This is a genomic window from Hydrogenophaga sp. (genome assembly GCF_026125785.1).
Taxonomy (GTDB): Bacteria; Pseudomonadota; Gammaproteobacteria; order Burkholderiales; family Burkholderiaceae_C; genus Hydrogenophaga.
The window spans coordinates 188,466-201,586 of record NZ_JAHCKL010000006.1 but is presented as its reverse complement, the minus strand read 5'-3'; the positions used below and the strand labels follow the sequence as shown (position 1 = coordinate 201,586).

General features: G+C 70.0%; 5 protein-coding genes and 3 pseudogenes. All 8 read right to left on the bottom strand.

The window, feature by feature from the left end:
- Positions 1-422: pseudogene (locus KIT53_RS08890) on the bottom strand (histone deacetylase family protein); the annotation flags it as partial.
- A 13-nt stretch (positions 423-435) separates the two neighbouring features.
- Positions 436-1,281, bottom strand: a complete 846-nt coding sequence (locus KIT53_RS08885) for an enoyl-CoA hydratase-related protein (RefSeq protein ID WP_297750784.1) — start codon at positions 1,279-1,281, stop codon at positions 436-438.
- The gene (dinB, locus tag KIT53_RS08880) at positions 1,238-2,491 is read right to left on the bottom strand and encodes a DNA polymerase IV (protein ID WP_297750799.1); all 1,254 of its coding nucleotides are present in this window, start codon (positions 2,489-2,491) and stop codon (positions 1,238-1,240) included. The genes KIT53_RS08885 and dinB overlap by 44 nt, the downstream gene beginning before the upstream one ends.
- An 88-nt stretch (positions 2,492-2,579) precedes the next feature.
- A pseudogene (locus KIT53_RS08875) lies at positions 2,580-3,227 on the bottom strand (anti-sigma factor); the annotation flags it as partial.
- Positions 3,112-4,257, bottom strand: a pseudogene (locus KIT53_RS08870) (alpha-hydroxy acid oxidase); the annotation flags it as partial. The pseudogenes KIT53_RS08870 and KIT53_RS08875, both read right to left, overlap by 116 nt.
- A gap of 155 nt (positions 4,258-4,412) precedes the next feature.
- Positions 4,413-6,572 carry a penicillin-binding protein 1C gene (gene pbpC / locus KIT53_RS08865; protein WP_297750781.1) on the bottom strand — a complete coding sequence of 720 codons (2,160 nt, stop codon included), beginning with the start codon at positions 6,570-6,572 and terminating at the stop codon, positions 4,413-4,415.
- Positions 6,569-12,511, bottom strand: a complete 5,943-nt coding sequence (locus tag KIT53_RS08860; protein ID WP_297750794.1) for an MG2 domain-containing protein — start codon at positions 12,509-12,511, stop codon at positions 6,569-6,571. The genes pbpC and KIT53_RS08860 overlap by 4 nt, the downstream gene beginning before the upstream one ends.
- An 84-nt stretch (positions 12,512-12,595) precedes the next feature.
- Positions 12,596-13,096, bottom strand: a complete 501-nt coding sequence (locus tag KIT53_RS08855) for a hemerythrin domain-containing protein (RefSeq protein WP_297750778.1) — start codon at positions 13,094-13,096, stop codon at positions 12,596-12,598.
- Between the last annotated feature and the right edge of the window lie 25 nt (positions 13,097-13,121).

Below are 13,121 nucleotides of genomic sequence, written 5' to 3'. Positions count from 1 at the left end.
CCGCCGCGCGCGGCGCGCCAGGTGCCGGCCGTCAGCGGCGTGCCCGAGTCGAAGGCGAACAGCCCGAGCCGCGCCGCGAAGTTTGCGGGCAGCACGTCGCGCCGGAAAGCGTGCCGGTTGCCCAGCGGCCATACCGAGGGCAGGGCGTCGCGCTGTGCATTGGCGGGATCCAGGGCCACCCAGTCGTCCCAGGCGCTGGCGAGGAAGTCCAGGTAGCGTGCGCTGTGCACGCGCGCGATGCCTTCGTCCAGGGTGGAGGGATCCAGCGCCGGCGCATCCAACGGGCCGAGCGGGCGCCGCCGCAGTTCCGCGAGCACGTAGTCCAGCCGCGCCGGCACCTCATGGCAGGGCACCATGCGGCCGCGGAACATCTCCTGCTGCCCGGCATGGCCCGCGTGGTCGGGGTTGTAGAAGGTCTGCATCGTCTCCGTCTGGTCAGCCCAGGTCCTTGAACACCTGCAGCGCGGCCAGTGGTGTGAAGCGGCCGGCGCGCTTGTCCTTCATGGCGGCGATGGACTCGCGCACATGCGCATTGCTCCACACCGCGCCTTGCAGCCAGCCCATCTGGCGCAGGCTGTCTTCCACGGAATGGTCGCGCGCATAGTTCACCGCCTGCTTGGTGCCCCAGATGGCCACCGGTGGCTTGGCGGCGATTTCCCGCGCGCACTGCAGTGCGGCGGCCACCGTGGCCTCGTGCGTCTCGAACACCTCGTTGACCAGGCCGTAGGCCATGGCGCGCGCGGCGGGCAGGCGGCGGCCGGTGTAGGCCAGTTCCTTGACCACCGCCAGGGGCATCAGCCTGGGCAGGCGCTGCAGCGTGCCGACGTCGGCCACCATGCCGATGTTGATCTCCTGGATGCAGAAGAAGGCGTCGGCGCTCGCGTAGCGGATGCAGGCCGCCGTGACCATGTCCACCGCGCCGCCGATGCAGCCACCCTGGATCGCGCAGATCACCGGCATGCGCAGGTTCTCCAGCCGGGTGAAGGTGGCCTGCATGTCGGTGAGCAGGTCGAAGATGGCGGCGCGGCCTTCTGGGCTCTGGTCGTCCAACTGGATGGCGCTGGCGAAGGTGTCCAGCGCCATGCCGGCGCTGAAGTGCCGGCCGGTGCTGCTGATCACCAGGGCGCGCGCCTGGCCGTCCCGGTGCAGCGCGGCCAGCAGCTCGTCGAGCTCGCGCCAGAAGGTGGGGTGCATGGTGTTGAGCTCGTCGGGGCGGCTGAGCACCAGGTGCGCGACGTCATCCGTCAAGCTCAGGGAAAAGCAGGTCGGTGTGGGGTTCATGGCGGGGCCTCTCTCTGCGGGGTTCGGGTCGGGTGGCGGATGCACTGTAGTCCTGCGCCATGGCCTCCTCTGTCCCGGGCTTGACGAGCTTGCCCACGCGCACGCCCAGCAGCCGGATGCGGCGGCTGAGGTCCACGCGCTTGAGGCACAGGCCGCCGTGGCGCCGGATGGTGGCCGCGTCCTGCGTGAAGTGGTCGATGGTGGTGTCGCGCGTGACGATCTGGAAGTTGTCGTAGCGCAGCTTGATGCCGATGGTCTTGCCCAGGTAGCCTTTGCGCTGCAGGTCCTGCGCGACCTGCTCGCACAGCTGCGTGAAGATGGCGCCGAGTTCGGCGCGGTCGCGCACCGCGTGCAGGTCGCGCTCGAAGGTGGTCTCGCGGCTCATGCTCACCGGTTCGCTTTCGGTGCGCACCGGGCGGTCGTCGCGGCCCCAGGCGGCTTCGTGCAGCCAGGCGCCATAGCTGCGGCCGAAGTGCTCGACCAGCCAGGCCTGCTCGCGCGCCGCGAGGTCGCCGATGGTGTGGATGCCGTGCCGCTGCAGCTTCTCGTCGGCCTTGGGTCCCACGCCGTTGATCTTGCGGCAGGGCAGGGGCCAGATCAGGCTCTGCAGGTCTTCGGTCTGGACGATGCTCACGCCATTGGGCTTGTTGAACTCGCTGGCCATCTTGGCGATGAGCTTGTTCGGCGCCACGCCGATCGAGCAGGTGAGCCCGGTGGCCTGGAAGATGCTTTTCTGGATCAGGCGCGCCAGCACGCGCCCGCCTTCGCGCTGGCCGCCCGGCACGTGGGTGAAGTCGATGTACACCTCGTCCACACCTCGGTCTTCCACCACCGGTGCGATTTCGGCGATGGTGCTCTTGAACAGCCGCGAGATGCGGCGCACCTCGTCGAAGTCGACCGGCAGCAGGATGGCCTGGGGGCACAGGCGCGCCGCCTTCATGAGGCCCATGGCCGAGCCGACGCCGAACTGGCGCGCGGCGTAGGTGGCGGTGGTGGCCACGCCACGCCCGGCGTAGTCGGCCAGCCGGGGGAAAAAATCCACCGGTACGTGGGCCAGGTCGCCCGGGGAATCCCAGCCGCGGTCCGGGTAGGCCTCGCGCAGGCGCCTGAGCATCTCGTCCTCGCGCCGCCGCCCGCCGCCGATGACCACCGGCAGACCTTTCAACTGCGGGTAGCGCAGCAGTTCCACCGAGGCGAAGAACGCATCCATGTCCAGATGCGCGACGCGCCGGGGCAGCGGCGGCGGGGAGGAAATCGGGGCGGTCACCCGGCGAGCATAGCTGGGTTGACCGATTGGCTCACATCGCTTTCTGTACCAGCCAGCCTTTGAAAAGGTAGGGCTTTCGCGGGCCCGCGAGTTCCGGCGCGCCGCCCTTGACCTCCACGCTCACGCCGAGCTGGGTGGCCTCCTTGAGGGCGGCCTCGGTGGCGGGCAGTTGCAGCGTCTTGTGCCGGCTTTCCAGCACGCCCAGCGAACGCGGCCGCTGCTCGCCCGCGAAAGCCCAGAGCTGCAGGCTTTCCTCGCGGCCTTCGATCACGGTGTTCAGGCGCTGCACCTGCAGCGCGCCAGCCTGGGGGTCCATGGTCACGAGCATCGCAGGCAGCTCGTGGTCGTCCAGCAGCACCGCCACGTAGCGCACCTGGGGCATGGTGGACACCTGCTTCTGCAGGTGCGCGATCTGCGCGTGCATCTGCTCGTACAGGCTGACGGTCGCGGCAGCGCCGACGAGCAGCACGATGGCCAGCACCACGCTGACGGCGAGCCAGAGCTTCGAGGTGCGGGGACGGATGACGGGCATGGGTTGGTTCATGGGGCGGTGGCCATCAGGTGGGGAAGGTGCCGGGCAGCAGGATGCGCTTGTCCACCGTCTCGATGTCGGTGTGGCCGCAGAAGGCCATGGTGAGGTCCAGTTCGCGGTGAATGATCTCCAGGCATTTGGCCACGCCCGCCTCGCCCATGGCGCCCAGGCCGTAGAGGTAGGGCCGGCCGATGTAGACGCCGCGCGCGCCCAGGGCGCGGGCCTTGAGCACGTCCTGTCCGCTGCGCACGCCGCCGTCCATGTGGATTTCTATGCGGTGGCCGACCGCGTCCACGATGGCGGGCAGGGCCTCGATGCTGCTCTGCGCACCGTCGAGCTGGCGCCCGCCGTGGTTGCTCACGATCAGCGCGTCGGCGCCGCTGTCGGCCGCCAGGCGGGCGTCCTCCACGTCCTGTATGCCCTTGAGGATGAGCTTGCCGCCCCAGCGCTCCTTGATCCAGGCCACGTCGCCCCAGTTGAGCGCGGGGTCGAACTGCTTGGCGGTCCACTCGCCCAGGCTGCCCATGTCCGCCACGCCGGAGACGTGGCCCACGATGTTGCCGAACTGGCGGCGTTTCGTGCCCAGCATGCCCAGCGCCCAGCGCGGCTTGCTGGCGATGTTGATGAGGTTGGCCAGCGTCATCTTGGGAGGGGCGGACAGGCCGTTCTTCAGGTCCTTGTGGCGCTGCCCCAGGATCTGCAGGTCCAGCGTCAGCACCAGCGCCCCGCAGCGCGCCGCCTTGGCCCGGTCGATCAGGCGTTCGATGAAGGCGCGGTCCTTCATCACGTACAGCTGGAACCAGAAGCCATCGCCCGCGTGGTGCGCCACGTCCTCGATGGAGCAGATGCTCATGGTGGAGAGCGTGTAGGGAATACCGGCGGCCTTGGCGGCGCGCGCCGCGAGGATCTCGCCGTCCGCGTGCTGCATGCCCGCCAGGCCGGTGGGGGCGATCGCCAGCGGCATCGCCACCGGCTGGCCGACCAGGGTGGTGCGCGTGCTGCGGTTCTCCATGTTGACGGCCACCCGCTGGCGCAGCTTGATCTTCTGGAAATCCTCCGCGTTGGCGCGGTAGGTGCCTTCGGTCCACGAGCCGGAGTCGGCGTAGTCGTAGAACATGCGTGGCACGCGCCGCTGGGCCAGGACCCGCAGGTCTTCCACGTTGGTGATGACGGTCATGAAACGGGTCTCCAGGAAGTACGCAGCCGGTCCGGTGCCGATCGCATCGGGTGGCATGTTAGCCGCCAGTCCCGAAGAAAGCCCGTGAATTCGCGACAGGGCCGCGTGAATTTTCTTGTGGCCAGGTTCTTTGGGCGGGTCGGCCGGATCGCACGTCAGCGGCTTTTCACGCCCGCGCCGCGAACCTCGAAACGCACCTCGTCCAGTACCTTGCCGCGCGCATCGGTGAGCTGCACCACATGCCGCCCGGGCCAGGGCAGCCATTGGAACCGTGCGCCGCTGGCCAGGCGCCGGCCATCCAGCCGCCAATGGACCCCGGCGCCGCTGGCGGTGAAGGACAGGCGCTGCCGTTGCGCCGGGATGTCCGGGTCCAGCGCCACGATGGTCCCGTTGGTCGGGGCGGTGATGCGGGGAGGCGTGTCGGCGAGGCTGGGTCGGTCCATGGCAAAACGGGACTGTTCGGTGCCCGCCAGAAACCACTCGACGCGCGCCGCCTCCAGCGGCCGGCCGCCTGCCGTCTCGCCCTCGAAGTCCGCGCGCGCCTGCACCAGGCCATCTGGTGGCCGGGGCGGGCGGCTGGGGAGGCGGGCGTGCAGGTGCTGCATGACCGCGGCCCAGATGGGGGCCGCGCCGCTGGTACCGCTGACGTCCCACATGGGCGCTCCGTCCGCGTTGCCGACCCACACACCCACGGTGTAGCGCGCCGACCAGCCAACGGCCCAGTTGTCGCGCATGTCCTTGCTGGTGCCGGTCTTCACCGCGCTCCAGAAGCGCGTGGCCAGCACGCTGTCGGTGCCGAAGGTGCGGGCGCGTGCGTTGGTGTCGCTCAGGATGTCGCCGATGATGAACGCCGCTCGCGCGTCGATGGCCTGCGTTGCCTGGGGCGGGGAGCCGACGGGGCCGTAGCGTCCGCCGTTGGCCAGCGTGCGGTAGGCGTTGGTGAGCGCCAGCAAAGGCACCTCCGGACTGCCCAGGGCCAGGCTGTAGCCGTAGTAGCCGCCCGATTCGCGCAGCGGCAGGCCGAGCGCGCCGAGCTGGCGGTGGAAGGCGTCCGGCGACACCATCACCAGGGTCCGCACGGCCGGGACGTTGAGCGACGAGGCCAGCGCCGTGCGCGCCGAGACCCAGCCCTTGAACTGGCGGTCGTAGTTCTGCGGGATGTACAGGCCGCTGGCGGTCGGGATGGCGGCAGGTGAGTCTTCCAGCAGAGAGGCCGCCGTCATGCGCCGCTCGGCGATCGCCTGTGCGTACAGGAAGGGCTTGAGCGTGGAGCCGGGCTGGCGCGGCGCGAGCACGCCGTCCACCTCGGCCGCCGCGCTGAGATCGCCCGAGGAGCCGACCCAGGCCAGCACCTCTCCCGTGGCGTTGTCCAGCACCACGAGCGCACCGTCCTGCACATGGCGGCCATGCAGCTCGCGCAGGTGGCGCTGCAGGGTCTGGACGGCAAAGCGCTGCAGCGGCGCGGAAACGGTGGAGCGCACGGTGCGCGACGGGCCGGCCCCATCGGCCGGTGCGGCCGAAGCCAGCAGGCGGCGCGCATGGTGCGGCGCGATGCCCTCGCTGGCGTCGAAATGCCGTTGTCCGAGCGAGGCGGTCGCGAACATCTCCACGCCGCCGCAGTCCACCGGCGTGTCTGGCTGCATGAGACGCAGCAGCTCGCAGGCACGCTGCCCCACCACCCGCGCCGTCGCATTCGGTGCGCGCACCAGCGCCGCGGCGACCGCCGCCTCGCGCTCGTCCAGGCCGTGCGCGGCCTTGCCGAACAGGGTGCGCGAGAGCGCATCGATACCCACCAGTTCGCCTTTGAAAGGCACCAGGTTGAGGTAGGCCTCCAGGATCTGGTCCTTGCGCCAGTCCCGCTCCAGCCGTTGCGCGGCCACCGCCTGCCCCAGCTTTTGCGGCAGGCTGCGTCCGCCGGCTCCGCGCCGCAGCGTGCCGCCCTCTTCGTCCAGCAGGGCGGCCAGTTGCATGGTGATGGTGGAAGCGCCGCGCGTGCGGCTGTTCCACAGATTGCCCCAGGCCGCGGCCGATACGGCGCGCCAATCGACGCCGCTGTGTTCGTGGAACCGCCGGTCCTCGCTCAGCACCATGGCGGTCCGCAGCGCGGGCGACATGTCCTGCAGGCCAATCCACTGGCCCCGCCGCACCGTCGGGTCGGTGCGGATGCGCTGAAGGAACTCGCCATCGCGGTCGAGCACCGTGGTGTCCGAAGGCCGCCAGGCCTTGCGCGCCGCCTCGTAGGTGGGCAAGGCATGCGCCAGCGCCGCCGCCCCGAGCAGGGCGAGCGCGGCGGCCAGCCTGGCGACGCGGCTCAAGGCATCTCCACCTTCATGCGCGCGTTGGGGATCTCGCCCCGCATCTCGGGCGCGTACATCGCCTCCACCCGGCTGGGTGGCAGCGAGAACTCGCCCGCGTTGTTCAGGCGCACCGTGTACTCGAACCGGAAGCTGCCCTTGGGTACATAGGCGTAGTAGCCCCGGTAGGCCTCGAAGCTGCGTTCCTCGAAGGCCGGCCAGGCCTGGCCGACCAGACGTTTCTCTCCGGCGGTGGCGATCTGCGAATCGCGACCCAGGCCGCCGCCGAGCAGGGTCGCGCCGCCCGGGATCGGGTCGGTGACCACAACCCAGGTCATGTCGGCCGATGCGTCGACTTCCAGCGCCACGCGCAACACGTCGCCGCGCGTGTACCTGCCGGCCACGGCCTGCTCTACCGGGGTGATGGTCTTGCGGATGGCATAACCGGCGCTGAACGGCGCCTGCAGGGGCACCGCGGCGACGGATTGCAGGGTGAGCCACGGCTGGCCGGCGCCCTGGTGGGTGACGGTGAGCGTGTCCTTGCCACCATCGGCCTTCCACGGCAGGAAGCCGGTGTTGTGGCGCAGGTTGCCGGGGCTGGCGGGCGCGCCGAACCAGGCCGTCTGGTTGGGCGCGCCGGTCGCGTCCGTGGCCTTCACCCGATCCACCTTGCTCCAGTCGATGGCCGTGTTCCCGGCGCTGGTGGCGGCGCGCGTCAGGCCCGCCACCGGAACCGCCTCGAACTTCGCCGAGAACTTCTCCAGCGCCAGGCCGCCCCAGAGGTTGGCGGTGGTGGTGTGCCAGGCACCGCCCTGCTGGCGGCCAATGAAGCCGCTGGCCAGCCGCCCCATGTCGTCCTTCCAGGCCGGGTCGTCCATCACCGCCAGCATGAGCCGGGCGGTGTTGACGTCGCCGTTGGCCATGAGCCACCACCAGTAGTCGTCGCGCTCGGTGCTGAACGACAGCCGCGTGCCCTGGAAACTCAGGCGCGCGCGCAGCACCTGGTTGGCCTGCGCGAGGTGCTGTTCGCGCTGCGGCACGTCGGTCACGCGGCGCAGGATGTTGAGCCAATCGATCACCGCGCTGGTCGGCCACTGGTTGGGCGCGACGGTGATGCTGCCCAGCATGCGGCCCTGCGCCTTGCCGTAGCGGGAGAGTGCCTCGATGGCCGCGAGCTTGCGCACGTCCAGGTCCTTGCGTGGACTCCAGAACTCGCGCGTGATGCGGCCTTCGACGAAGGCGATCAGGCCGCGCTCCATGGGCGCGCGCACCCCGTCGGGCAAGCCAAAGGCGGGGTCGATGCCGGCGGCCTCGTGGGTGGCGGCCAGCAGGTAGGCGGTCAGTATGTCGCTGCCCCCATGGGCCTCGCCCTCGCGCGGTGGGAAGTAGCTGGCCAGGCCGTCGGTATCCAGGTAGGTTGGCAACTGTGCCACCAAGCCCTGCCAGAGCCGGGCATCGCGCAGCCCCACCGCCTTGCTGGTCTTCTGTTCGAGGCAGACGAAGGGGTAGTTTGCAAACCAGTCGCGCACGCCCGGCAGGCCTTCGGCCAACCGGGGCTGCAGCGCCAGCTTGAGGCCGCCGCGGCCGGGCAGGGCGTCGGCGGGCGGGGCCACTTCCAGGTTGAAGGCGCCCGCCACTTGCGTCAATGTGGCCTGCTGCACCGTGAGCGGTACCGCCGGCACCAGGCGCTGCCGGGCCTTGAGAGCGTCCCTGGCGCCACCCAGCGTATCCCTGGCCTCGATCTCCCACAGCAGGGCCTCCGCCCGGGTCTGCGCGAGCTGGGCAGGCGCCTTCACGTCCCACGCCACCTCGCGCGCCTCGCCGGCGGGAACGTCCACCGTCTGCGGCGCCAGTTCGAGCAGGGTGGCCCGCGGCGACACCTCCACTTTCATCGCCTTCTGCGTGGTGTTGCGCAGCGTGAGCTGGGCGCGGAAGCGGTCGTCCTCGCGCACCAGCGGTGGCAGGCCGCTGATGATCTGCAGGTCCTGGGTGGCGCGGATGCTGGCCTGGCCGGTGCCGAAGAGGCCGGTGCCCACATCGGCCACGGCCACGATACGGAAGGTGGTGAGCGCATCGTTGAGTGGCACCGTGACCACGGCCTGGCCGTTGGCGTCGAGCGTGACCCGCGGGTTCCACAGCAGCAGGGTGTCGAGCAGTTCGCGCGCGCCGCTCTTGCCGCCACCGCCGCCCGCGGGCACCGCCTTGCGGCCATAGTGCCGCCGGCCGATGATCTCCATTTGCGCGGTGGACGTCTCCACACCCCAGGCACGGCGCCGCAGCATGGCGCCAAACAGGTCCCAGCTGTCGTTGGGCATGAGTTCCAGCAGGGCCTGGTCGACCGCGGCCAGCGCCACTTCTGCGTGCGCGGCGGGCCGGCCATCGGGCAGCTTCGCGGTGATGGTGACCCTGGCCTGCGAACGCACCGTGTAGCTCTCCTTGTCCGCCTGGACGCTCACGTCGAGCCGGTGGGACTGCGCACCCACGCGGATCTCCGCCAGGCCCAGACGAAAGGCCGGCTTGCTCAGGTCCACCAGCGCGGTGGGTGCCACATACTCGCGGCCCTCGTACCAGAACGAGGTCCACCACTCGCGCGGTGCCTTGTAGCCCCAGGTGAAGAACGAGTACCACGGCACCTCGCGCAGGCGCCCGCGCAAGGCCAGCACGCTCACGTACACGTTGGGCCCCCAGCCTTCTTTCACCTGCAGCCGCACCGTCGGGTCCTGGCCGTTGAGCTGCACCACCTGCGTGTCCAGGATGCCCTCGCGCTCCACCGTCAGCAGCGCCGTGGCGAAGCGGAACGGCATGCGCACCTGGAAGCTGGCGGTTTCGCCGGGCTGGTAGCTCTTCTTCTCGGGCAGCAGGTCGATGCGGTCGTGGTCCTCGCCGCCAAACCAGAGCTCGCCCTGGCGCGTGACGTACACCGAACTGGCGGCCTGGATGCGGTTGCCCGCCGCGTCCGTGGCCGTCACGACCAGCTCCACTTCACCGGGTTCGCCCAGGCGGGTCTCGCAGAGCAGCAGGCCGCGCGCGTCGCTCTGGCCACTGCACACGGAGCCCAGGTCCTTGGTGCGTGTCTGGTTGTCGTAGGTGTAGAAGCCCCCCACCATGCGCTTGCGGCTGGTGGTGACGGTGTGCGCGACGGCCCGCACGTCCAGCGCGATGCCCGCTGCCGGCTTGCCCGCCAGGTCCAGCGCCAACGCCTGGAACTTGATCTTCTGGCTCACCGATACCCAGCCTTCCGTCTTGATGCCCGCCACCACGGTGGCCGGCCACAGCGGCGTGACGCTGCGCAGTGTCTGCAACTCGCCGTTCGGGTCGGCGTAGGTGGCTTCCAGCAGCAGTTCCTGCGGCTGTGCCGCGGCAGGGATTTGCTCGATGGTGACCTTGCCGGCACCGTTGCGGTCCAGCGTGACCGGCAGCTTGTCGGCGATGACGCGCTGCTCCTGCGCGCCGCTGTCCTCCTCTTCCTCGTCGCCGCGCGCCTCACGGTCGCCGTGGTCGGCGCGTGGCGGCTGGAAACTGAAGGTGTCGAAGTCGGCATAGGAAAGGAACTTGCCCCGCACCAGGGCCGACACGCGCACCGGCAGGTTGGCCGCACCGCCACCCGACACATAGTTCACCTGCAGGTCGGCGGGAACGGCCTGTACCTTGACCAGCGCCTTCTTCTCTTGCGGGGAGATCCGGCCTTCCAGCACGGGCAGGCGGAACTCCTCGACGCGGAAACTCCCCGTGTCGTAGGTGCGTGTGCCTTCACCGGCCTGCCTGAGCATCACCTGGTAGACCCCGAGCTTGGCGCCTGGGGGCACGGCGAAGGTGTTCTCCGCGCTCTGGCCGCCCGTGGCCGTCTTGCGCCATGCCAGGGGCTGCGTGAACTCCTGGCCGCTGCCGGTGTGCGTGACCACCAGCGTGTCGGGCAACTGGGCCGGCAGGCCGAATCCCTTGCCGGTCTCGGTGCGGATGAGGTGCTTCATGGACACCGTTTCACCGGCCCGCAGCAGCGTGCGGTCGAACACCGTATGGGCCCGCTCGTCCGGACGGGTCTCCCGGCTGGTCGGTACGTTGAAGCGCCACGGTTCGATGCCGCGGTACCAGTCGCTCCAGGTGAAAGCCAGGTCTTCCACCGCGCCATCGTTGGCGCGGGCGCTGACGAAGTAGGCGCGGCGGCCGCTGTCGCCGCCTTCGTCGCCGTCGCTGGCACCGCAGCGCGGCGCCTCGGGCGGCACGCCCTTGAGGTCGGCCACGCCTTGCGCATTGGTCGTGCCCGTGGCGACCTCCTTGCCCGAACAGTCCGACACGCGCACCAAGGCACCCGCCACGGGCTTGCCCTTGTCCAGTGTGGTCACCCAGGCCAGTGCGTTCTCGCGGCCCAGCTTGAAATGCACGCCCAGGTTGGTCACCAGCGCCGAGGTGCGCACATACATCGTGCGCGTTCCGCCGTAACGGTCATCCAGCAGCGAGCCGCCGAGCGCAGCCGAAGCGATCTCCAGCACATGGAAGCCGGGCGTGAGCGGAATGCCGACCACCTCGAACGGGCGCGGATCACCCTTCACGGGCTGGGGCAGTTCCAGGGTCTTCAGGCCGGGCTGGCCTTTCAGCAGGGACACGGCGCGCGATTCGACCCAGCGCTTGTCCTGGTCTTCCAGCACCCGAGGCAGCGGCCCCTGCGTCTGCGCCTGCGCCGCCTTGCGGGAGACATAGGGGTCGTCGAAGCGCTGCACCTTGCGGAACCACGCAATGATGGCCGTGTCCGTGCGGGGTTGCAGTTGGCTCACCTGGCCACCGGGGTTGAGGCCCTGCACGTTCAGCGCGGCCTCGACGTTGCGCAAGGTCACCGGCAGCAGGGGGGTGCCGCCCGGCTCCGCGAGGCGCTCGACGATGCCGAACGGCGCCGCCGCGAACTTGGCCAGCGGCGGCATCGCCCCGGTCGCCACTTTGAGCGGAAAGTCGCCGCCGTTGTCCTGCTTGCGGCCTGCGGCGTCCCGGAAGTCCCTGGGTAGCTCCACCGTGAACGGTGTCTGTTCGGCGAAGGGGGGCTCGAACGACAGGTTGCTGACCAGGCTGTCACCGTCGGCCTGTTCCTGGTCGAAGACCGGTTTGTGCGTCTGCCGTCCCGAGGTCAGGCGAACGCCCTCGGCCAGCTTGCGCGGAACCGGTGCGTTGAAGCTCAGCCGCATCGGGCGGATCGGCAGGCAGGCCGCCTGCGCGTTCTCGCGTTCGCAGCTGAAGTCCACGGCAAAGGCTTCGCGCACCCGGTAGGTGAAGCGCTTCTCGGTGGTGTTCGCCACGCCCGACGGGGTGGCCACACCTTTGCCGAACACGATGGACACCTGGGTGTCCGGCGTGAAGCGGCGCTGGCAGGCCAGGGTTACGTGGCGCAGCGGCTCCTTCGCCGCCGCCTTGTCCAGGCCCTGCGACTTGAGCACCGCCGTGCGCTCGCTGCCGTCGATGAGCCGCACGGGCACGCGTTCGCCCAGGCCTTCGACGGCGCACCACACGTGGGATTGCACGCTGGCGGCCGTGGCCGCGCCATTGAGCCGCAGAATGAAGTACTGCTCCTCGTCGACCCGCGCCGAGCCGCCTGGGTAGATGGACTGGACGAAGGGGCCGCCGGTGTTGAAGCGGAAGCGGGCGGCGGCCAGCGCCGAACCCTTGGGCGACGTGAAGCCGCTCTGGGTTTGCACCGTGCAGCTCACGCCGGGCGGCAGGTCGCTGTCGAATTCGAAGACCCATTCGCGGTCGCTGTTCCAGCGGCCTTTGCCCCGGGTCGCCTGTGCGTCGCTGCAACTGAGCGAAGCCGGCGCGGGCGCCCTGGCGTCGCCAAAAGGCACGGCGCTTTCATCGAACTTGATGGTGACCTGACGGACCCGGGCGATTTCGCCCTGGGGTGAGAGGCTGGAGACCTGGAGTGCGGAGGCGGGCAGCGCACAGGCCAATAGGGCGGTCGCCACCAGGCGGGGCATCAGGTTCTTCACGGCTTCTCTCCTTGGACCGGGCCAAGGGTAACCGAGAAGTACTCTGCGCCGGCCCATGCCGGCCATGGCGTTTCAGCCCGGACCGCAGCTCACGCTGCCGCAGCCGCTCATGCTGGCCGGACGCACCTGGGCATTCGCCGGCAGGGTTTCGGTGTGGGTGTCGTAGCCCAGCGACTGCAGATGCAGCGCCAGTCCGGCGTCCATGGTCGCGGCATGCTGCGGAAACCATTCGGCCAGCGCCTCGGCCATGCGGTTGATGATGGCGCTGTCGCCCTGCGCATGGTGGGTCGCCACCGCGCGCATGGTCTCCAGGACCGTGGCATGGTGGCTGGCGTGGCAGTTGTCCGGCGCGAAACCGGTGGCGAGCATCCAGCGCTCCTCCTGGGCGAAATGCTCGACCGTGTGCGCCAGCAGCCGCTCGAACACAGGCCCTTGCTCGTGAGGTGCCAGCGTCTGCAAGGCGTTGAGCAGTTCCACGAACTCCTCGTGGGTCCGGTCCATGCGCGGATTGCCGGTGGCCAGATCGGCCGTCCAGGCCAGGGCAGGAGCGTCGAGCGTATCGGTGTCGGTCATGCGCCCGACTCTAGGGCGCGGGGCG